This window comes from Streptomyces sp. NRRL F-5135 (assembly GCF_000719775.1).
GTDB classification, from domain to species: Bacteria; Actinomycetota; Actinomycetes; order Streptomycetales; family Streptomycetaceae; genus Streptomyces; species Streptomyces hebeiensis.
Genome location: NZ_JOHR01000026.1, coordinates 28,190 through 49,404 on the forward strand (window position 1 = coordinate 28,190; position 21,215 = coordinate 49,404).

Below are 21,215 nucleotides of genomic sequence, written 5' to 3' on the forward strand. Positions count from 1 at the left end.
AAGTAAGTTCTTTCTCGGGAGAGCACATGGGCAGCAGCACGCAGCACCCACGGCGGGGCAACACCCGCCAGCGCATCCAGGACGTCGCCCTGGAGCTCTTCGCCGAGCAGGGCTACGAGAAGACCTCGCTGCGGGAGATCGCGGAACGGCTGGATGTCACGAAGGCGGCGCTCTACTACCACTTCAAGACCAAGGAAGACATCCTGATCAGCCTCTTCGAGGACCTGAGCCGGCCGGTGGACGAACTGGTCGAGTGGGGCGCGGCGCAGCCGAGCACCCTGGAGACCAAGAAGGAGATCCTGCGCCGCTACGGCGTGGCACTGGCGGGCGCGGCGCCGCTCTTCCGCTTCATGCAGGAGAACCAGGCGACGGTGCGCGAGCTGAGCATCGGCGACTTGTTCAAGAAGCGCATGATGAAGCTGATGGACCTGGTCATGGATCCCGACGCGGACATGCCCGACCGGGTGCGCTGCTTCAGCGCGCTGTTCACGATGCACGCGGGGATGCTGGCCCTCAAGGACGTCGAGGGAGACCCCGAGGAAAAGCGCGCGGCCATCCTCGAGGTCTCCACCGATCTGATCACCCAGGCGCACACACCGAGCCGTACGGCGTGACACGAAGCACCCCGGGGGTACCGGGGCGCTTCGCGACGGCGCCGCGGCCACGCGGCGCCGTCGGTCACACGTCGACGCCGGTCATTCGTCGACGCGAGTCATTCCCCGACGCGGATCAGAGGTTCACACCGACGGACCGCAGGAACGGCACCGGGTCGACGGCCGAGCCGTAGTTCGGGGTCGTACGGATCTCGAAGTGCAGGTGCGGGCCGCTGGAGTTGCCGGTGTTGCCGGACAGGGCGATCTTCTGGTCCGTCTTCACCTGCTGGCCGACGGACACGTCTATCTGGGACAGGTGCGCGTACTGCGAGTACGTGCCGTCCTTGTGCTTGATCACGATCGCGTTGCCGTACGCGGGGCCGTCACCTGCGCCGTTCGGGCCGGCCTTGACGACGGTGCCCTGGTGGGCGGCGTGGACCGGGGTGCCGACCGGCACGGCGAAGTCCTGGCCGGAGTGCTTGTGCGCCCACATGTTGCCGCCGCGGCCGAAGCTCGCGCTCAGCGCGTACTTCTTGACCGGGTCGGTCCAGGAGGCGGCCTTCTTCGCCGCGGCCTTCGCCTCGGCGGCCTTGGTCTTCACCTGCTTCACCTCGGCCTGGTGGGCCTTCTCGGCGGCCTTGGCCTGTACGGCGGCCTGCTGGTGGACGGCGGCGGCCGTCGAGGTCGCGGTCGAGACGGACGAGGCGGCGGCCGCGGGCCCGCCGCCGGTCGCGGCGAACGCGGCCCCGGCCCCGCACGCCACCGTCACGCCGAGTCCGGCGGCGACGACGCCGGCGCGGGTACGCAGGGCGGACGGACGGAACAGACGGGACTGGTTGCGCAGCGACATACAGGAAACCTCCGGGCATGAATGGACCCGGCAGACATACCGGGCTTGCCACACCTTGGTAACCCGGACTCCATCTCGCCCCAAAACCACCTATCTACGACAACCCGTCGTAACAACACAGACGACGATCCGCCTCTTGACGACCCACTCCCTTCCAATTAAAGGGTTGGCAAATGCGATGATTATGTCCGGTTTTAAAGGCATGTAGGACCGTACGGGAGGGGAAGTGAGACCTGCGTCACCGACCCGGGGAACGCACCGTCACGGAAAGAGCCGCCACCGATACGGCCGAAAGTCCCGGCGATTGCCAGACCGTATGACTATTCCGACTAGTAGGCCCGGAAATCGCTGTGCGCCTTGTCACGACCGGTGGGCAGAAATGCCGTCCGATTCGGGACCAAGGTCCCGCGTGGAACCGGGGAGCGCGGCGCCATACGCTTCGTGCCGTATCTGTACGTCCGGTCTGTACGTCCGGCCCGGCGCGGTCCGCGACAGCGGGCCCGACCGGTTCGGCCAGGGGGACTCGACCAGGGGGAATGATGGCCAACGACGACCACGACTTCGACGGCATCGAACTGGCGGACGCCATCCAGTCCGTACGCGACCAGCTCCTCGACGCCGCCACGCGCGCCACGGACCGACCGCTGTCCTTCGAGGTCGGCGACATCCAGATGGAGTTCACCCTGGAGCTGCGCAAGGAGGTCAAGGGCGGCACCAAGGTCAAGGCCTGGGTCGTGGAGGCGGGCGCGGACGGCACCCGCGCCACCGGCCGTACGCACAAGGTCGCCTTCACCCTCACGCCGCGCGACGCCCGCACCGGCGCGCCCTGGAAGGTCGGCAACCCGGACCACGGGAGTACGGCGGGATTCGGCGGCCGCACGGGCGGGACGGACGCGGCGGGCGGTGCGCGGTGAGCGTGGAACGGGTCGTCGCGGTTTTCGGGGACGCCCAGGGGACAGGGGTGTTACTCGATGCGTTCACCATCCTGACCTGCGCCCATGTCATCGGGAAGGAGAACCGTCCGACAGTCGCCCATCCGCGGCTGGCCGACCGGGTCCCGGCCGATGTGCGCTGGTCGGACGACCATCTCGACCTGGCGCTGCTGATATCGGAACGTCCCTGCCTCCGGAGACAGCCGGCCGTCGCGCTCCCGGAGATCCGCCTGGGTGAGGTCGCCACCACCGGCCCCCTGCCGCACTGCGAGATCGTAGGTTTCCCCCGGATCCAGCGGTACGGGGACGACGGCGCCCTGGACCTCGACCAGTACCCGGCCACCGTGCTGCCCTCGGCCGGTTCCGTGCGCGGCGCCCTGGTCTGCACGCTCGACCAGCCGGCGGCGGCCGAGCGCCACGACGGCACGTCCCCGTTGCAGGGGCTCTCCGGCGCCCCCGTGTTCGCGGGGGAGGTGTTGCTGGGCGTCGTCACCGAGGTACCGCGCGGGCGCGGCCACCTGCGCCTCGAAGGCGTGCCGGTGCCCGAGACCGCGATCCGGCGATTCACCAGGCTGTCGGCCCGCTTCGAACGGGTCACCGACCGCCACCCCCAGGACCACCTCTTCGAGGAGCGGTACGCGAGAGCCCTCAAGGCCCGGTATCAGAAGACACGGATCTTCGGCATCGACGAGCTGAGCACCGGCGAGGCGACCTGGGACCTCGACACCGCGTATCTGAGCCTGGAAGCCGACCAGCAGAACCGGGAGACGCGAGGCCCCTTCGACGCCCACGCTCACAGTTCCCAGCCCCGCCGTATCCACGACCTGCTGGCGGACCGCCCCCGCGCGGTCCTCCGGGGCGAGGCCGGCGCGGGCAAGACCACGCTGGTGTGGTGGCTCGCCTCGCACGCGGTCTGCGGGACCCTGAGCCCCGAACTGGCGGAGCTGAACGGCCTGGTCCCCTTCGTCGTTCCCTTGCGCACCGTGCAGGCCCGGGGCTCCGGCCTGCCCACGCCCGGCAGGCTCCCGGCCGTGGCGGGCCTGCTGACGGACGACGCGCCGCCCGGCTGGGCGGTGCGTGTGCTGGAGTCGGGACGGGCCCTGCTCCTGGTGGACGGCGTGGACGAGGTCCCGGCGTCCGAACGCGACAACACACGTACCTGGCTGACGGAGCTGCTGAACCTCTATCCCCGCACCCGCTGCCTCGCCACCGTGCGCCCGCTCGCCGTGGAGACCGACTGGCTGCGCTCGGAACGCTTCGAGGACCTGACCCTGCTCCCGATGCGGGACGAGGACATCCAGAAGTTCGTCACCGCCTGGCACACGGCCGCCCGGATCGAATGCGACGCGTACGCCGACAGGGAACGCGCCGCGTCCGAGCAGGCGCACCTGGAGCACCTGGAGGGCGAACTCCGGGCGCAGTTCGAGCGGAACACGGCCCTGCGCACCCTCGCCCGGACGCCGCTGCTCTGCGCGGTCATCTGCGCCCTGCACCGCCGCCGGGGCGGCCTGCTGCCCGACACCCGCTGGGACCTCTACCGGGCCACGCTCGCGATGCTCCTCGGCAGCCGGGACGCCCAGCGCAACATCGGCGTTCCCGAGGGCATCACCATGGGCTTCGACGAACACCAGGAGCTGTTGCAGGCCATCGCGGTCTGGCTGGTCCGAGGCGGACAGTCCCAGCTGTCGCACGAGGACGCGGAGCGGCAGATCGAGGGGGCGATGCGCCGGCTGCCGCATGTCAAGGCCCAAGGGCCGGCGTCGGCCGTGCTCACCTATCTGCTGAACCGCAGCGGGCTGCTGCAGGAACGCGTCGGCGATGTCGTCCAGTTCATCCACCGGACCTTTCAGGACTACCTGGCCGCACGGGCGTTGGTGGAGGGCGGCAGCCTGCCGGAGCTGCTCAGGAACGCCCACAACGAGCAGTGGCACGACACCGTCCTGCTGGCCGTCGGCCACTGCCGGCCGAACGAGGTCCGGCAGCTGATCGAGGGGTTGATCGAAGCCGGGGACGCGACGGACGATCCTGCCGTGCGCGAGTCGGTGCATGTCCTCGCCGCCCGCTGCTTCCTGGACGCCGTCGTCGTGGACGAGACGGTCGGGGAGCGGATAGCCACCCGGGTACGGACGCTGCTGCCGCCGCGGCCGGAGTCGGACCTGGAGGTGTTGGGTTCGCTGGCTGCCTATCTGCTGCCGCTGCTGCCCGATCCGGACGCGCTCACGAAGGAGGAAGCGGAGCGCACCGTCCGGCTCATCTCCCTGATCGGTGGCTCCGAGGCCGTTCCCGCCGCCGCTCGGTACGCACGGCACGGCGGCCGTGCGGTCCGCACTCTTCTCTGCCGGAACTGGTACCGGTTCCCGGCGGGGGAGTACGCCCGTCAGGTGCTGGCCGGCCTGCCCCTGGCCAATGAGGTGCTGATGGTGAGCGACCTGGAACAGCTGCGGGAACTCGCCACGCTGCACCCCATGGGGGGCCTCGAGGTCGTGGGCGACATCACCGGCGACGAACTCCTCGATCACCTGCGTGATGTCCGCTGCGGGCAGCTGCATCTCAGCGGCAACGATGCCCTCCGGGACGTGTCGTTCCTCCCGGAGCTCACAGGGCTGACGGAGTTCAGTCTCTTCAGCTGCCCCATGGTGTCGGATCTCTCCGGCCTCGCCAGTTCGTCGGTCGAGCACCTGTTCCTGGACGAGAGCTCTTTCCGGCGGTCGGACCTCGCGCCGGTGCGGGAGATGCCGAAACTCAGGATGCTGTCGCTCAACTACTACGCGGAGTCTCCGGGCGCACAGCTCCCATCGCCGCATGCACGTGTCCGGCAGCTGGACATCATGATGGTCCGTCCACTCGATCTTTCCACCATCGGGGACTGGCCCTCGCTCCGCCACCTCGACCTGACCCTGGCCCCGGCCACGGACTCCACCCCCGCGCTGGACCTGACTCCGCTGGTCGGCCTGACCGATCTCAAGGTCACCATTTCGTCCGTGCATGAGGACATCCCTCACACGCTGGTCGGCGCCGAACTCCTCGGTGACCGCCTGACCGTCCACGACTGACCGCCACGCGACAAAAGGGGGCTGCCCCGGACCGTTTCCCATGATGGGAAACGGTCCGGGGCAGCCCCTTCACGCCTTCACGCGCGTCTGACGTCTCAGACGTCCTTCGTCAGGTTCGGGCCGCCACCCGCCGCCTGCTCGATCGGCGGGACGTCCGGCAGCGGCGACTTCTCCTCACCCCGGAAGGTGAACTTCTTCGCCTCGCCCTCGCCCTCGGTGTCCACGACCACGATGTGGCCGGGGCGCAGCTCGCCGAAGAGGATCTTCTCCGAGAGGACGTCCTCGATCTCGCGCTGGATCGTCCGGCGCAGCGGCCGGGCGCCCAGGACCGGGTCGTAGCCCTTCTGGGCCAGGAGCGACTTGGCGGCCGGGCTGAGCTCGATGCCCATGTCCCGGTCCTTCAGCCGCTCGTCCACCTTGGCGACCATGAGGTCGACGATCTGGATGATGTCTTCCTGGCTGAGCTGGTGGAAGACGACCGTGTCGTCGACACGGTTGAGGAACTCGGGCCGGAAGTGCTGCTTCAGCTCTTCGTTGACCTTGTTCTTCATCCGCTCGTAGTTGGTCTTCGTGTCGCCCTGTGCCGCGAAGCCCAGGTTGAAGCCCTTCGAGATGTCCCGGGTCCCCAGGTTGGTCGTCATGATGATGACCGTGTTCTTGAAGTCCACGACCCGGCCCTGGGAGTCGGTCAGGCGACCGTCCTCCAGGATCTGGAGAAGGGAATTGAAGATATCGGGGTGGGCCTTCTCGACCTCGTCGAAGAGGACGACGGAGAACGGCTTCCGGCGCACCTTCTCGGTGAGCTGGCCACCCTCTTCGTAACCCACGTAACCGGGGGGCGAACCGAAGAGGCGGGAAACCGTGTGCTTCTCGCTGAACTCCGACATGTCGAGGGCGATCAGCGCGTCCTCGTCGCCGAAGAGGAATTCGGCGAGCGTCTTGGAGAGTTCGGTCTTACCGACACCGGACGGGCCGGCGAAGATGAACGAACCACCGGGCCGCTTGGGGTCCTTCAGACCCGCTCGCGTACGCCGGATCGCCTGGGAGAGCGCCTTGATGGCGTCCTTCTGGCCGATGACGCGCTTGTGGAGCTCGTCCTCCATGCGCAGCAGGCGGCTCGACTCCTCCTCGGTGAGCTTGAAGACCGGGATGCCGGTGGAGGCCGCCAGGACCTCGGCGATCAGCTCGCCGTCGACCTCGGCGACGACGTCCATGTCGCCGGCCTTCCACTCCTTCTCCCGCTTGGCCTTCGCCGCCAGCAGCTGCTTCTCCTTGTCGCGGAGGGAGGCCGCCTTCTCGAAGTCCTGGGAGTCGATCGCCGACTCCTTGTCGCGGCGGACGCCCGCGATCTTCTCGTCGAACTCGCGGAGGTCCGGCGGCGCCGTCATCCGGCGGATGCGCATCCGGGAGCCGGCCTCGTCGATCAGGTCGATCGCCTTGTCCGGCAGGAAGCGGTCCGAGATGTAGCGGTCGGCGAGCGTGGCGGCCTGCACCAGCGCCTCGTCCGTGATGGACACGCGGTGGTGCGCCTCGTAGCGGTCGCGCAGCCCCTTGAGGATCTCGATCGTGTGCGGCAGCGACGGCTCCGCGACCTGGATCGGCTGGAACCGGCGCTCGAGGGCCGCGTCCTTCTCCAGGTGCTTGCGGTACTCGTCCAGCGTGGTCGCGCCGATCGTCTGGAGCTCGCCGCGGGCCAGCATCGGCTTGAGGATGCTGGCGGCGTCGATCGCGCCCTCGGCGGCGCCCGCACCCACCAGGGTGTGGAGCTCGTCGATGAACAGGATGATGTCGCCGCGGGTGCGGATCTCCTTGAGGACCTTCTTCAGGCGCTCCTCGAAGTCACCGCGGTAGCGGGAGCCGGCGACGAGCGCGCCGAGGTCCAGGGTGTAGAGGTGCTTGTCCTTGAGGGTCTCGGGCACCTCGCCCTTGACGATGGCCTGCGCCAGGCCCTCGACGACCGCCGTCTTGCCGACGCCGGGCTCGCCGATGAGGACCGGGTTGTTCTTCGTACGGCGGGACAGCACCTGCATGACCCGCTCGATCTCCTTCTCGCGCCCGATGACCGGGTCGAGCTTGGATTCGCGGGCGGCCTGGGTGAGGTTCCGGCCGAACTGGTCGAGGACCAGGGACGTGGAGGGCGTGCCCTCGGCAGGACCGCCGGCGGTGGCGGCCTCCTTGCCCTGGTATCCGGAGAGCAGCTGGATCACCTGCTGCCGCACCCGGTTGAGATCGGCGCCCAGCTTCACGAGGACCTGGGCGGCGACGCCCTCGCCCTCGCGGATCAGGCCGAGCAGGATGTGCTCCGTGCCGATGTAGTTGTGGCCCAGCTGAAGGGCCTCGCGGAGCGACAGCTCCAGGACCTTCTTGGCACGGGGAGTGAAGGGGATGTGACCGGACGGGGCCTGCTGCCCCTGGCCGATGATCTCCTCCACCTGCTGGCGGACCGCCTCGAGCGAAATCCCGAGGCTCTCCAGGGCCTTAGCGGCGACACCCTCACCCTCGTGGATCAGGCCCAGGAGGATGTGCTCGGTGCCGATGTAGTTGTGGTTGAGCATCCGGGCTTCTTCCTGAGCCAGGACGACAACCCGCCGCGCGCGGTCGGTGAACCTCTCGAACATCGTTAATCGCTCCTCAGAGCGGTCAGGCAGTAAAGGGGTCGGTCCCCTCCCTGTCCTTCCGCAGCTTAGTCCCGCAAGCGGGGACCGCTCATTCCAACTGCCGACTACCCGTCCCAGGCTTCCAGCCCCGAACGCCGGACAACAGCTTCAACCCGATGGTGCGAGACGATGTTCCCGCAGGCCAGACAGATACCCGCACCATCAGTACGCCGATGGCGAACGTGAAGCCCTCCGACACCGCGTGTCGCCCCTTCCCACTAGGAATGTCTTACCCGCAAGCACGGACACTCCATGCGGCACGCCCCGGTTCCCTCCGCTACGGGCGAACATCCTTGCGTTCCCGAATACGCTCGTACGCCCCGGATCTCCAACGCTGCGCGTCCGATGGGGAACGCGACGTAACCATGAGGGGCGCGGGGAAGTTGCTCCGTGCATGGCCTTCACCGTCCCGCCGTCCCGCACGGGTCCGCCGCCCTGCCCGACCTCCCCGCGCCGCGCCCCGGTCCCGCCGCGCGAGAACCGGCCGCCGCAGCCGGCGCCGCCGGGGCCCGTGCCGCGCGTCGCGCCGATCGATCCGCCGGGGGAAGACGGTCGTGCGCTCTGGTACGAGAACGAGTTCGGCTGGCCGACAGTGCCCGGACCGCCCGCCATGCTGCTGACGGGGTTCCGCTTCGACGTGCTGGAGATGCCCTCGGACGCGGGCGCGGCCGTCCTGCGACGCATGGGCCCGGCCGTCGGCCCCGTGATGCTCCACGGCAGGCGCATGGGCTTTCTGGTGGCCCCTGGAAGCGCCGAGGAGCTGCCGGGGCTGCTGGACTGGCTGGAGTGGGGCGGCCTGGCCCTCGGGCTGACCGCTCTGGGCACGGACGGCCGCACGGCGGCCCCCGCACCGCCCCATTGGCCGCGAGTCGCCGGTCCGGGGGGCGCCGTGTGGCTGCGGCCCCCCGGCCCTGGACGTGAGGTGGTGCCGGAGCTGCCCGCGCTCGCCCCGTTCGGGCACGGCAGCGTCACCGGCGACGGGGGCAGGAGTGGTCACGCCCCCGATCTCGTACGACTCCTGGACGCGGCGGCCACCGAGTGCCACCGGGCCCGGCTGCTGCGTGGAAATACGCCGCGTACGAATACTCAGCCGTTGGCCTTCTCGTAGGCCTCACGGATCTCGGCGGGAACGCGGCCACGGTCGTTGACGCTGTAGCCGTTCTCCTTCGCCCACTTGCGGATTTCCGCGGTGTCCTTGTTCCCGCCCGTGGCGACGCGGCCCTTGCCACGGCCACCGGAAGCACGGCCACCGGTCCGCCGGCCGCCCTTCGTGTACGGGTCGAGGAGCCCGCGCAGCTTGTCCGCATTGGCGGTGGTGAGGTCAATCTCGTACGTCTTGCCGTCCAGCGCGAACGTCACCGTCTCGTCCGCCTCGCCACCGTCGAGGTCATCGACAAGAAGGACCTGAACCTTCTGTGCCACCGGATTTCCTTTCATCGAAAATGCAGTACGCGGAAAGGAAACCGCTTTTCTCCTGAAAACACAAACCCCCGGCAGAGGTTCAGTCGGGCACCGAGACGGGAAACGTACGCGATTCGGACATAGGGTTCCCGACGGGTTCCGGTGGGTTCCGGCGATCACAGATGCAGAAGCATCCGGCTGTTGCCCAAGGTGTTCGGCTTCACCCGTTCGAGACCGAGGAACTCCGCAACACCCTCGTCATAGGAACGCAGCAGCTCTCGGTAGACATCCCGGTCGACCGGAGTCTCGCCGATCTCCACGAAGCCGTGCTTGGTGAAGAACTCCACTTCGAAGGTGAGGCAGAATACGCGCCGCACTCCCAGCCAGCGGGCCGTCTCCAACATCTTGTCCAGGAGTTCGTGCCCGGCGCCGGTGCCCCTGGCCACGGGATCCACGGCGAGTGTGCGCACTTCGGCGAGGTCTTCCCACATCACGTGCAAGGCCCCACAGCCGATGACGTGGGCGTCCTCGTCGCGTTCCGCCACCCAGAACTCCTGGATGTCCTCGTAAAGAGTCACCGGCGCTTTGTCGAGCAGGATGCCCCGCCGTACGTACGGGTCCACAAGACGGCGGACCGCGGGCACATCCCGGGTCCTGGCCCGCCTGATCGTGAGGGCATTACGCGCGGCATTGGGAGAGGACGGGCTCGAGGACATGACTGGACGCTATCGCCCCGCCTCCGGCGGGACGTCGGCGCCCTCGGTGACATCTCGGGCGGCATCGCGCACGGCATCCCGAACGACATCTCGCGGCGGCGGCTCTTGCGTACGGAGATCTTCCGTACGGTCACTTTCCGTACTGCCTTCCGTACTGCCTTCCGTACGGGCTTCCGCGCCACCTTCCCGTCCGCGTTCCGGCCCGCCTTCCGGACCGCCTTCCGGGCGGTCGGCGCGGACGATACGGACGGCGTCCGCGAGCGAGCCGCGCTGCTCCGGCGACATCATGCCGAAGAAGGCGACGAGAGCCGCCGCCGGGTTGTCGCTCTTCGACCACGCCTCGTTCATGAGTGCCGCCGCGTAGGCGGCGCGGGTGGAGACCGCCGTATATCGATAGGCGCGGCCCTCGACTTCCCGGCGCACCCAGCCCTTCTGATGGAGATTGTCCATTACCGTCATGACGGTGGTGTAGGCGATGGACCGTTCCTTCTGAAGGTCTTCGAGGACTTCCCGGACGGTGACCGGGCGGTTCCATTGCCAGACGCGTGTCATGACGGCGTCTTCCAGGTCTCCCAATTGACGGGGCACAGTCCCACCATAGTAGGAGATGACTGGATGGCTGGTTATTTACGGAACAAAAAGGACGCGCGACGAGAAGGCGTCGTGCGTCCTGTTGTGCCATTCGTCCCGTTACGGGATCGCCCGGCCCGTCGCACGCACCGCGGGTAACCCGCGACCAGCGGCCGCGCGGGTACGGGCGCGCGGCGTACGGGGCCGGCGGACCGGCGGAGGGCGGGTCAGGCGCGGGGGGTCTCCGGGGTGCCGTTCCGGGCCGCCTCCGCGCGGGCGAACGCGGCGTCGACCGCGGCGTCTTCCTTGGTCTTGTTGGAGCCGCCCTGGCTCTTGACGATCGTCCTGACGAGGCCGATGAAGAAGGCGGCCATCACGACGGGGGGCAGGAGCGCGGATACGTAGTCCATGGGATCCAGAGTAGCGAGGCGGCCGGGGCTCGTCCGGCCCGGCCCGCCACCCGGGCCGGGCCGGCACAGCGGTCGGCGAGCCGGTCCCGCGGGGGCGCGGGGCGGCGTTTGGGCGGGAAGACCTCGGACGGCTTGGGCATCGGCCGGGAGGGGGCGGCGGGGCGCGGAGGTGACGGCTTTTCCGGCTCGCCCGGCTTGCCCGGCTCGCGTGGCCTGCTCGGCTCTCCCGGTTCGCCCGGCGGAGGCGCCTCGGGCCTTCCCGGCTTCCGCGGCTCGGCCGGTTTCTCCGGCTCGGACGGCTTTCCCGGCTCGGACGGCTTCCCCGGCTCGGACGGCTTCCCCGGCTCGGACGGCTTTCCCGGCTTCCCCGGCTTCTGCGGCTTGGCCGGCTCACGCGGCCTCGGCTGGCGCGGAGCGTCGTCCGCGTCGGCGCGCCCGCCGGGCAGGGCGAGCAGCCGGGTGCGGGGCGCGGGGGGACGGCGCCCGGTCGCCCGTAGCCTCATGCAGCGTTCGAGGAGGGCCGCGGCCGTGGCGTTGCCCCCGAGGGCCCGCAGCGCGGCCAGATCGTCGGGGAGCGGAACGTGACCGGCGTCCAGGGCGTCCCCGAGCAACTCCAGGTAACCCGCGACCGACCCGGGGAGCGCGTGGCGGTAGCGGGCGAGGTCGGCCACCAAAAACGCCCTGAGCCGCCCGGCCTCCCGCACCGCCTCGTCCACGGACGCGGCCAGCCGCAGGCAGGCCCGCACGTCCTCGCTCGGGAGCGGGGCGGGGTGAAGGGCGACGTCGAGGGCGCGGCGGAGCACCCGCAACTCATCGGCACCGAACGTGATGCCGCCGAGGGAACCGTGAGGGGTGGGCATGCGGCGAGATTACGCGGCAAGGGAACGAAAGGGTCTTAACGGATAAGTCCGCGCGTTTCGCCTGCGGCGGCCGGGCGGGCCTCGCGCGAGGCGGGACCGTGCCCCGGCGGCCCGTGCGGGACGGCAGCCTGCTCCGGGCCTCTGGCCTTTCCGGCACGCGGGAGAGAACCAGCCGGCCCCGGGCCGACGGGGGCGGCGGGGCACCGTCGCCCGGCGCCACCCGACGCACGGAAGGCCCGACGCCCGGAGCCGACTGCCGTCCCGGCGGGGGTGGCCCCGGACCTGTCCCGATGCCGGGGACGGAACCGGCGTCCGGGGGCCGCCCTGGCCGCCGGCCCAGGGCGCGGGCGCGCGGGCGCTCCCGCGGTCCACGGCCCCTCGCCGGGAGGCGCTACGCGCGGGAGACGTTCCGCTCGTACACCAGCCGCAGACCGATCAGCGTCAGCCACGGCTCGTGCTCGTCGATCACCGACGACTCGCCCAGCACCATCGGCGCCAGGCCCCCCGTCGCGATCACCGTCACGTCCTCCGGGTCGGCCGCCAGCTCGCGGGCCATGCGCGTCACCACGCCGTCGACCTGGCCGGCGAAGCCGTACAGGATGCCCGACTGCATCGCCTCGACCGTGTTCTTGCCGATGACGCTCCGCGGCCGGGCCAGTTCGATCTTGCGGAGCTGGGCGCCCTTGACGCCGAGCGCGTCGACCGAGATCTCGATGCCCGGGGCGATCACGCCGCCCGCGTACTCCCCCCGCGCGCTCACCGCGTCGAAGGTCGTCGCCGTACCGAAGTCCACGACGATCGCGGGCCCGCCGTACAGGTCGACCGCGGCGACCGAGTTGATGATGCGGTCCGCGCCGACCTCCTTGGGGTTGTCGACCAGGATCGGCACCCCGGTCTTGATGCCGGGTTCCACGAGGACGGCCGGTACGTCGCCGTAGTAGCGGCGGGTGACCTCGCGCAGTTCGTGCAGGACGGTCGGGACCGTGGAGCAGATGGCGATGCCCCCGATGCCGTCGCCCAGCTCCTCGCCGAGCAGTGGGTGCATGCCCATCAGCCCCTGGAGGAGCACGGCGAGCTCGTCGGCCGTACGGCGGGCGTCGGTGGAGATCCGCCAGTGTTCGACGATGTCCTCGCCGTCGAACAGACCGAGCACGGTGTGGGTGTTGCCGACGTCGATCGTGAGCAGCATCAGGCGTCGACCTCGCGCAGGTCCAGGCCGATGTCCAGGATCGGGGACGAGTGCGTCAGCGCGCCCACCGCGAGGTAGTCGACGCCCGTCTCGGCGTACGCGCGCGCGTTCGCGAGGCTGAGCCGGCCGGACGACTCCAGGGTCGCGCGGCCCGCCACCAGCGCCACGGCCCGAGCCGTCTCGGCCGGGGTGAAGTTGTCCAGCAGTATCAGGTCGGCGCCCGCGTCGAGCACCTCGCGCACCTGGCCGAGAGTGTCGGCCTCGACCTCGATCGGCACGTCGGGGAACCGGTCGCGTACGGCCTTGAACGCCTCGGCGATCCCGCCCGCCGCCACCACGTGGTTGTCCTTGACCAGGGCGGCGTCGGAGAGCGACATCCGGTGGTTCACACCGCCGCCGCAGCGCACCGCGTACTTCTCCAGGGCGCGCAGTCCCGGCGTGGTCTTGCGGGTGTCCCGGACCTTCGCGCCCGTGCCGTCGAGGGCGTCGGCCCAGGCGCGGGTGGCGGTCGCGATGCCGGACAGCCGGCAGAGCAGGTTGAGGGCGCTGCGCTCGGCCGTGAGCAGGTCGCGGGTGCGGGCCGTGACGCTCAGCAGCTTCTGACCTGCCTCGACGCGGTCGCCGTCCCGTACGTGGCGCTCGACCTCGAAGTCCTCGGTGCAGACGAGGGACACGACGGCCTCGGCGATGTGCAGGCCCGCGACCGTACCGCTCTCCCGCGCCGTGAAGTCGCCGGTCGCCACGGCGTCCTCGGGGACGGTCGCGACGGTTGTGACGTCCACGTCACCAGCCAGGTCCTCCTGGAGGGCCACGTGCGCGATGTCCTCGACCACGACGGGGTCCAGTCCCCCTTCAACGAGCAGCCGGGCGAGCGCGTCGTCGAGCCCGCACTCCAGGCCGAGGCCCGCCAGTTCGCCGTCCTCCCCGCCGCCGGAGCAGCCACAGCCGTCGCCGCAGCCGCCCGTGGCCGCGGCGGGGGCGGCGGCGCCGATCTGGATCAGCGGTACGTCCACGCGCTCCGCGTGCGGGATGTCTTCGGGCGTGCTCACGGTTACGGCTCCCTGGGGGCGTCGGGGCGGGGGGTTACGGGGACGAAGGGGAGGGCGGGGACGAAGGCGGGGCGCACGGGCGGGAACGCGGCCGTACGCGTGCGCCGGAGCGCGGGACGGAGCCCGGGACCGGGGCCGGCGTCCGGCTCGGCGGGCTGCCCAACCTCCGTACCCGGCGCCAGACGGACGACGAGATGACGCTGCCAGTCGGCGTCGTCACGCTCGGGCCGGTCCTCGCGCCAGTGGCAGCCACGGGTCTCCGTACGCTCCGCCGCGGCGGCGACCAGCACCCGCGCGACACAGAGAAGGTTGGTGGTCTCCCACGAGTCGACGCCGGGAACGGCGGGCTTGCCTCTGGTGCTTTCGTGGGCCGCCTCGCCCCGCGCGGCCTCGTCGGCGGCCGCCTGGACGGCCGCCAGCGCCTGAGCCGCCTCCCGGAGACTGTGGGCCGAGCGCAGGACGCCCGCGCCACGCGACATGATCCGCTGGATGCGGGCGCGGGCGTCGGGCGGGATCAGCGGCAGTTCGAGCGCCGGGGGCGAGGTGATCGGAGTGCTCGGCGTGACCGGTGTGACCGGTGTGACCGGGGTGGTGCTCGACGTGGCCGGGGTGCTCGGCGCGACCGGAACCGGGGTCGGTCCGTCTTGCCGCACCTCCGGTGGCGCCGCTTCTTCCTCTTCTTCCCCGCGTTCTTCCCCGCGCGCGACGTCCGCGTCGGCGATGTCCGTCGCGATGCGCTCGGCGAAGACCAGCCCCTCCAGGAGGGAGTTCGAGGCAAGCCGGTTCGCGCCGTGCACGCCCGTGCAGGCCACCTCGCCGCACGCGTAGAGCCCCGGCACGGTGGTCCGGCCGCTCAGATCCGTACGGACACCGCCGGACGCGTAGTGGGCGGCCGGGGCCACGGGTATGGGCTGCGTCACCGGATCGATGCCGTGGGCGCGGCAGGCGGCCAGGATCGTCGGGAAGCGGCTCTCCCACATGCGTGCGCCGAAGTGCCGCGCGTCCAGGTACATGTGCTCGGCGCCCCGCTCGCGCATCCGGCGCATGATCGCCTTGGCGACGACGTCCCGAGGCGCCAGTTCCGCGAGTTCGTGCTGTCCGGCCATGAACCGGACGCCGTCGGCGTCCACGAGGTGGGCGCCCTCGCCCCGTACCGCCTCCGAGACCAGCGGCTGCTGGCCCTCCGCCCCGGCTCCCAGGAACAGCACCGTCGGATGGAACTGGACGAATTCCAGGTCCGAGACCTCCGCCCCCGCGCGCAGCGCCAGCGCCACCCCGTCGCCCGTGGAGACCGCCGGGTTCGTGGTCGCGGAGAAGACCTGGCCCATGCCCCCGGTGGCGAGGACGACGGCGGGGGCGTGGACGGCGCCGACGCCGTCGTGCTGCCCCTCGCCCATGACGTGCAGGGTGACGCCGCGGGTACGGCCGCGGTCGTCCGTGAGGAGGTCCAGGACCAGCGCGTTCTCGATCGTCCGGAGCGCCGCCTCGCGGACCGCCGCGACCAGCGCGCGGGAGATCTCGGCGCCGGTCGCGTCGCCTCCCGCGTGGGCGATACGGCGGCGGTGGTGGCCGCCCTCGCGGGTCAGCTGGAGTTCACCGGCGGCGGAGGTGTCGAACCGGGCGCCGCTGGCGATCAGCCGCCGGACGGCCGCCGGACCCTCCGTGACGAGCAGGCGTACCGCCTCCTCGTCGCACAGTCCGGCGCCCGCGACCAGGGTGTCCTCCTGGTGCTGCGCGGGCGTGTCGCCCTCCCCGAGGGCCGCCGCTATGCCGCCCTGGGCCCAGCGGGTGGAACCGTCGTCGAGGCGGGCCTTGGTGACGACGACCGTCCGCAGGCCGGCGGCGGTGCAGCGCAGGGCGGCGGTGAGACCGGCGACGCCGGAGCCGACCACGACGACGTCCGCCTCGATGGACCAGCCGGGCGTGGGCGCCGCCAGCCGTATCCGGCCGCTGTCGCCGGCGGTGCGACCGCTGCCGCCGGTCGTACGGCCACTGCTGTCGCCGGTCGTGAGACCACTGCTGTCGTGCGTACGGCCGCTGTCGCCGCCGGTGGGCTGAGGCACCGCTCCTGCCGTTCCGGTCACTGGGAGGCTCCGAACGTCAGCGGGATGTTGTCGATCAGGCGAGTGCCACCGACGCGTGCGGCGACGGCGAGGATCGCGTCGCCCGTGTAGCCGTCGGGGACCTCGGTGAAGTCGGTGGGGTCGACGAGAGCCAGGTATTCGAGGCCGAGCGGCGGGTTGGCGCCGGCCGCCTCCGCCAGGACGGCCCGGGCGGCCTCCCGTACGGCATCGGCCCCGCACGGACCCACCGGTTCCCGGCTCGCCGCCACCGCGTGCACGTCGGCCGCCAGCCGGGACTCCCCGAGGGCGGAGAGCGCGGCGGCACGCCTGGACGCGACCGCGGGCGCGGAGGCGGCGCGGGCGCGCAGCGCGTGCTGGGCGCCGAGCCGGTCCCGCGCGGCGAACAGCGCCCGGGACAGGGCGAGGGCCGTACGGCGCTCCGGCGGCGACAGGTAGCGGTTGCGGCTGGAGAGCGCGAGACCGTCGTCCTCCCGGGTCGTCGGTACGCCGACGATCTCGACCGGGAAGTTCAGATCGCGGACCATCCGGCGGACCAGCGCGAGCTGCTGGGCGTCCTTCTGGCCGAAGAAGGCGACATCGGCCCGGCTCAGGTGCAGCAGCTTGGCGACGACGGTGAGCATGCCGTCGAAGTGCCCGGGGCGCGACACTCCTTCGAGCCGCTCGCCCAGCGGGCCCGCGGAGATGGTGACCTGGGGCGAGCCGCCGGGATAGACCTCGTCCACGGACGGCGCGAAGACGGCGTCCGCGCCCGCTTCCCGGGCGGTCTTCAGGTCCGCGTCGAGGGTGCGGGGGTAGCGGTCGAGGTCTTCTCCGGCCCCGAACTGGAGCGGGTTGACGAACACCGTGACCACGACGAATCCGTGCGCGCCGACCCGGGCGCGGGCGGCCCGTACGAGGCTCGCGTGCCCTTCGTGCAGCGCGCCCATGGTCATGACGACGGCGACGGGGCCGGTGGCGCCGCCGCCTGCGGGTGCGTCGCTGTCGGCGGTGGCGCCGTCACCGGCCGCGCCTCCGTCACCGAGTGCGGCGCGGGCCGCCAGCAGACGGTCGAGGTCCGCGCGCGTGGGGGCGAATCCGAAGCTCATCGCACGCCTCCCGGGCCACCGTCACCGCTGCCGCCACCGGGGCGGGGGCCGCCTCCGGGGCGGGGGCCGGGGGCACCGGGGTCTCCGCGCCGCTCGCCGTCCGCGAGGACGTCGAGGAGGTCCTCCGCCAGTTCGGCCTTGAGCATGCCGTGGGCGAGCGCCCGGTCGGCGGTCGTACGGGCCATCGCCAGGTAGCCGGCGACGGCCCCCGGCGCGTGCTCGCGCAACTCGGCGACGTGGGCCGCGACCGTACCCGCGTCACCGCGCGCGACCGGGCCGGTGAGGGCGGCGTCGCCTGAGCGCAGGGCGTTGTCCAGCGCGGCGCCCAGCAGCGGGCCGAGCATCCGGTCGGGGGCGGTGACCCCGGCCTTGCCGAGCAGTTCCATCGCCTGGGCCACCAGCGTGACCAGGTGGTTGGCGCCCAGGGCGAGGGCCGCGTGGTACAGCGGGCGGGTCTCCTCGGCGATCCACTCGGGCTCGCCGCCCATCTCGATGACCAGGGCCTCGGCGGCCAGCCGCAGTTCCTCGGGCGCGGTGACGCCGAAGGAGCAGCCGGCCAGCCGCTGGACGTCCACCGAGGTGCCGGTGAAGGTCATCACGGGGTGCAGGGCGAGCGGCAGCGCCCCGGCGCGCAGGGCGGGGTCGAGGACCCGCGTCCCGTACCGCCCCGAAGTGTGGACGATCAGCTGCCCCGGCCGTACGGCCCCGGTCTCGGCGAGCCCCTCGACGAGCCCGGGGAGCGCGTCGTCGGGCACGGTGAGGAGGACCAGCTCGGCCCGGTCCAGGACGTCGGCCGGGGTGACCAGCGGGACGTCGGGGAGCAGCGCGGCCGCCCGCCGTACGGAGGCGTCCGAGACGCCGGACACGGCGACGGGGCGGTGCCCGGCCAGCCGGAGGGAGGCGGCGAGGGCGGGGCCCACCCGGCCCGCGCCGACGACACCGACCGTGAGCCGGGCGGGCCGGTCCCGGGGGTCATGGGGTGGTGGTGCTGAGGGATTCACGCGGCGACAGCCTTCCGTTCCAGTCCGCGAGGGGTACCGGACGTACGTACACCGACATGCTACGGGAGCGGGCTCTCCGGCCGGCCGGTGCGCGGAGCCGGGAATATGACATGACCGCGATACGCGTCGCGCGAGAGCATCGCCGAATGGAGCGGATGAGCGAGCGCGACGGGAACCACGCGACCGGGACCGGCCAGGAGCCCGCGCACGACTGCGGCGACGAGCACGACGGCGTCCACGGCGGCGGGCACGGCGACGGGCACGGCAGGAAACGTGGCGGTGTCCACGGCACGGAACGCGGCGACGGGCAGGGCAGGGAACGCGGCGACGAACGCGGTGAGGAACACCGAGACGAGCCGGGCGACGAGCGCGGTCACGAGGGTGGCGCGCGGCTCTCGTCCGAGGACCGGCGCCGGCACCGGCGGCTGGCCGCGTGGCGCGCCTGCGAGCGGGTGCTGACGCGGCCCGCGATGGACCAGCGGCTGGGCGAGCGGCTGGCCGCCCTGGCGACGGACGCGGGAGCCGTGTACGACCTGGAGGAGCGGACCGACCTCTACGGCGACGGGGTCGTCGCGGAACTGGAACGGCGGGTGGCCGCACTGCTCGGTTTCCCCGCCGCCGCCTTCTTCCCCACCGGGACGATGGCCCAGCAGGTGGCGCTGCGCTGCTGGGCGGGGCGTACGGGCGAGCGGACCGTGGCGCTGCACCCGCTGGCGCACCCGGAGGTGCATGAGGGAGACGCCTTGACCGCCGTCAGCGGGCTGCGCACGGTCCATGCCACGAACGGACCCCGGCTGCCGACCGCCGAGGAGGTCCAGGACCTGGCGGAGCCCTTCGGCACGCTGATGCTGGAACTGCCGCTGCGGGACGCGGGCTTCGTGCTGCCGACCTGGGACGAGCTGGTCGCGGTGGTGGAGGCGGCGCGCGAGCGGGATGCGGTGGTGCACTTCGACGGCGCGCGCCTTTGGGAGTGCGCCTCGCACTTCGGGCGCCCGCTCGCCGAGATCGCGGGGCTCGCGGACAGCGTGTACGTGTCCTTCTACAAATCGCTGAACGGCCTGTCCGGGGCGGCGCTCGCCGGTCCCCGGGAACTGGTGGAGGAGGCGCGGGCCTGGCGCCACCGGTACGGGGGCCAGGTCTTCCAGCAGTACCCGGCGGCCCTGTCCGCGCTGGCGGGGCTGGAGCGGAAGCTGCCCCGGCTGCCCGCGTACGTGGCGCACGCGCGGATGGTCGCGGCGGAACTCGCGGCGGGGCTCGCGGCCTCGGGCACGCCGTGGTTCCGCGTGCACCCGGAGCCGCCGCACACGCACCAGTTCCAGGTGTGGCTGCCGTACACCCCGGAGGTGCTGAACGAGGCGGCGGTGCGGCAGGCCGAGGAGACGAAGGTGGCGCTGTTCCGGGTCTGGACGTCACCGCTCCCGGCGCCGGAGGGTCTCGCCTTCACGGAGGTGACGGTGACGGAACCGGCTCTGGAGTGGACGGCGGAGGACGTCAGGGCGGCGGCCGGGGAATTCGTGCGGTACGTGGAGCGGGTGGAGCGGGACCGGAGAAACGAGAAGGAGGAGGCGCGGACCGCCGGCTGAGGGGCGGCGTCCCGGCGTACGTCATGTGACCGGTGTCGTCAATCGGCGGGGCGATTGTCGGTGGCGCCGGGCACTATGGGCGCATGAGCGTGCTGATCGATGTCACGGGAGTGCCGCGGGAGCGGATCGTCTTCTGCCCGTCCCCGCTGGCCGAGCTGGGGGCGGCGCTGCACGCGCTGTCCGAGCCGGCCCACCACGCCCGGCTGCACGGCTGGCTCACGACCACGTCCGCCGGGCTGAAGCCGGAGCTGGCCGACCGGCTGCACGAGGCGGACTTCCTGTGGCGCTCCACGCGCTCCGACATCCTGCTGCCGGCGGAGCCCCGGGAGACGCTGGCGGAGGAGCTGGACGACCTCGACCGGATGGACGAGGAGAGATATGTGACGGCGGCGCTGGAGATCTCCTGTGCCCAGAGTTACGACGAGGGCGTGCTCTCGCCGCTCTCCGATCCGGCCACGCGGCAGCGGACGCTGGAGCTGGCGACGGCGCGGGGACCGCGGCAGGCCGCGTTCGTCCGGCGGATGCTGGCCGACCCGCCCGCCGTCCGCCGCTGGATACGGCGGCTGCTGGAGGACTGCGAGGACGCGTTCTTCGGGGAGACGTGGCGGCGCGTGCGGGTCCAGCTGGCGGCGGACGCCCGGCACAAGACGGAGCTGTTGCGGCGCAAGGGCCTCGCGGACGCGGTCGTGGCGGCGTCCGCGGCGATGACGCTGGAGGAGGACGGCCCGCGCAGTCGGATCGTGGTGGACAAGCTGAGCCATGGGCGCACGAGCGCGGCGGGCACGGGCCTGACGTTCCTGCCCACCGCCTTCGGCTGGCCGCATCTGTACGCGCTGCACGCGCCGGGCTGGCAGCCGGTCGTGCAGTACCCGGTGCCGACGGCCGAGTTGGCGGGGTCCACACCGGTCGAGGTGGTCGGACGCCGTCTGGAGGCGGTCGCGCACCCGCTGCGGATGCGCCTGTGCCGCAACCTCGCGCGCGCCCCGTACACGACGAGCGAACTGGCGGACGCGAACGGCATCACGGCACCGGAGGTCTCCCGCCACCTGGCGGTGCTGAAGAAGGCGGGCCTGCTGACGACCCAGCGCCGGGGCCGCTACGTGCTGCACCAACTGGACGTCACGGCGGTCTCCCGGCTGGGGAGCGACTTCCTGGAGGGCCTGCTGCGCTGACACGGCACCG

Annotated in this window: 18 protein-coding genes; 6 read left to right on the forward strand and 12 right to left on the reverse strand. The window is 71.7% G+C overall.

Going from position 1 to position 21,215, the window contains the following annotated elements:
* Nucleotides 1-26: 26 nt before the first annotated feature.
* Nucleotides 27-614 carry a TetR/AcrR family transcriptional regulator gene (locus IG02_RS0132345; protein WP_030756089.1) on the forward strand — a complete coding sequence of 196 codons (588 nt, stop codon included), beginning with the start codon at nucleotides 27-29 and terminating at the stop codon, nucleotides 612-614.
* Nucleotides 615-729: 115 nt separating this feature from the next.
* Here IG02_RS0132345 and IG02_RS0132350 read toward each other — a convergent pair whose 3' ends face one another.
* Complete coding sequence (locus IG02_RS0132350; RefSeq protein ID WP_030756091.1) at nucleotides 730-1,443, reverse strand: M23 family metallopeptidase; 714 nt, start codon at nucleotides 1,441-1,443, stop codon at nucleotides 730-732.
* A 536-nt stretch (nucleotides 1,444-1,979) separates the two neighbouring features.
* On the opposite strand from IG02_RS0132350, the gene IG02_RS41170 reads away from it, so the two are divergent.
* Both IG02_RS41170 and IG02_RS0132360 read left to right on the forward strand, forming a co-directional pair.
* Nucleotides 1,980-2,357 (forward strand): trypco2 family protein, encoded by a 378-nt coding sequence (locus IG02_RS41170; RefSeq protein WP_037804945.1) that lies wholly within the window; start codon nucleotides 1,980-1,982, stop codon nucleotides 2,355-2,357.
* Nucleotides 2,354-5,428, forward strand: coding sequence for an NACHT domain-containing protein (locus tag IG02_RS0132360; RefSeq protein WP_037804948.1), 3,075 nt, complete (start codon nucleotides 2,354-2,356; stop codon nucleotides 5,426-5,428). The genes IG02_RS41170 and IG02_RS0132360 overlap by 4 nt, the downstream gene beginning before the upstream one ends.
* 95 nt (nucleotides 5,429-5,523) lie before the next feature.
* On the opposite strand, the gene IG02_RS0132365 is transcribed toward IG02_RS0132360, so the two are convergent.
* Nucleotides 5,524-8,046 (reverse strand): ATP-dependent Clp protease ATP-binding subunit, encoded by a 2,523-nt coding sequence (locus tag IG02_RS0132365; RefSeq protein ID WP_030756099.1) that lies wholly within the window; start codon nucleotides 8,044-8,046, stop codon nucleotides 5,524-5,526.
* Between the two features lie 433 nt (nucleotides 8,047-8,479).
* Between IG02_RS0132365 and IG02_RS0132370 the strand changes: the two genes are divergently transcribed.
* Nucleotides 8,480-9,193: an SCO3374 family protein gene (locus tag IG02_RS0132370; RefSeq protein WP_234314993.1), complete on the forward strand. Its 714-nt coding sequence runs from the start codon at nucleotides 8,480-8,482 to the stop codon at nucleotides 9,191-9,193.
* Here IG02_RS0132370 and IG02_RS0132375 read toward each other — a convergent pair.
* The 10 genes from IG02_RS0132375 to IG02_RS0132420 all read right to left on the reverse strand — a co-directional run bounded on the left by IG02_RS0132375 (nucleotide 9,172) and on the right by IG02_RS0132420 (nucleotide 18,450).
* The gene (locus IG02_RS0132375; protein WP_030756105.1) at nucleotides 9,172-9,507 is read right to left on the reverse strand and encodes a histone-like nucleoid-structuring protein Lsr2; all 336 of its coding nucleotides are present in this window, start codon (nucleotides 9,505-9,507) and stop codon (nucleotides 9,172-9,174) included. The genes IG02_RS0132370 and IG02_RS0132375 overlap by 22 nt on opposite strands.
* 155 nt (nucleotides 9,508-9,662) lie before the next feature.
* Nucleotides 9,663-10,202: an amino-acid N-acetyltransferase gene (locus IG02_RS0132380; RefSeq protein ID WP_078855011.1), complete on the reverse strand. Its 540-nt coding sequence runs from the start codon at nucleotides 10,200-10,202 to the stop codon at nucleotides 9,663-9,665.
* Nucleotides 10,203-10,211: 9 nt separating this feature from the next.
* Nucleotides 10,212-10,754 carry a BlaI/MecI/CopY family transcriptional regulator gene (locus tag IG02_RS43245; protein ID WP_234314994.1) on the reverse strand — a complete coding sequence of 181 codons (543 nt, stop codon included), beginning with the start codon at nucleotides 10,752-10,754 and terminating at the stop codon, nucleotides 10,212-10,214.
* 245 nt (nucleotides 10,755-10,999) lie between these two features.
* Nucleotides 11,000-11,182 carry a hypothetical protein gene (locus IG02_RS0132390; protein ID WP_030756113.1) on the reverse strand — a complete coding sequence of 61 codons (183 nt, stop codon included), beginning with the start codon at nucleotides 11,180-11,182 and terminating at the stop codon, nucleotides 11,000-11,002.
* Nucleotides 11,146-12,042: a hypothetical protein gene (locus tag IG02_RS43250; RefSeq protein WP_234314995.1), complete on the reverse strand. Its 897-nt coding sequence runs from the start codon at nucleotides 12,040-12,042 to the stop codon at nucleotides 11,146-11,148. The genes IG02_RS0132390 and IG02_RS43250 overlap by 37 nt, the downstream gene beginning before the upstream one ends.
* A gap of 391 nt (nucleotides 12,043-12,433) precedes the next feature.
* Nucleotides 12,434-13,231 carry a type III pantothenate kinase gene (locus IG02_RS0132400; protein WP_030756119.1) on the reverse strand — a complete coding sequence of 266 codons (798 nt, stop codon included), beginning with the start codon at nucleotides 13,229-13,231 and terminating at the stop codon, nucleotides 12,434-12,436.
* Entirely contained in the window at nucleotides 13,231-14,280 is a 1,050-nt protein-coding gene (gene nadC / locus IG02_RS0132405) for a carboxylating nicotinate-nucleotide diphosphorylase (RefSeq protein WP_030756122.1), read from the reverse strand. The genes IG02_RS0132400 and nadC overlap by 1 nt, the downstream gene beginning before the upstream one ends.
* Nucleotides 14,281-14,282: 2 nt before the next feature.
* Nucleotides 14,283-16,223: an L-aspartate oxidase gene (locus IG02_RS0132410; protein WP_030756125.1), complete on the reverse strand. Its 1,941-nt coding sequence runs from the start codon at nucleotides 16,221-16,223 to the stop codon at nucleotides 14,283-14,285.
* A 137-nt stretch (nucleotides 16,224-16,360) separates the two neighbouring features.
* On the reverse strand, nucleotides 16,361-17,449 hold the full coding sequence (panC, locus tag IG02_RS0132415; protein WP_199814129.1) for a pantoate--beta-alanine ligase: 1,089 nt from the start codon (nucleotides 17,447-17,449) through the stop codon (nucleotides 16,361-16,363).
* Nucleotides 17,446-18,450, reverse strand: coding sequence for a Rossmann-like and DUF2520 domain-containing protein (locus tag IG02_RS0132420; protein WP_051766030.1), 1,005 nt, complete (start codon nucleotides 18,448-18,450; stop codon nucleotides 17,446-17,448). Before IG02_RS0132420 ends, panC begins: the two co-directional genes overlap by 4 nt.
* A 155-nt stretch (nucleotides 18,451-18,605) precedes the next feature.
* On the opposite strand from IG02_RS0132420, the gene IG02_RS0132425 reads away from it, so the two are divergent.
* Together IG02_RS0132425 and IG02_RS0132430 are read left to right on the forward strand one after the other, a co-directional pair.
* Nucleotides 18,606-20,033, forward strand: a complete 1,428-nt coding sequence (locus tag IG02_RS0132425; protein ID WP_078855017.1) for a threonine aldolase family protein — start codon at nucleotides 18,606-18,608, stop codon at nucleotides 20,031-20,033.
* An 83-nt stretch (nucleotides 20,034-20,116) separates the two neighbouring features.
* Nucleotides 20,117-21,205, forward strand: coding sequence for a DUF5937 family protein (locus IG02_RS0132430; protein ID WP_030756137.1), 1,089 nt, complete (start codon nucleotides 20,117-20,119; stop codon nucleotides 21,203-21,205).
* Nucleotides 21,206-21,215: the final 10 nt, after the last annotated feature.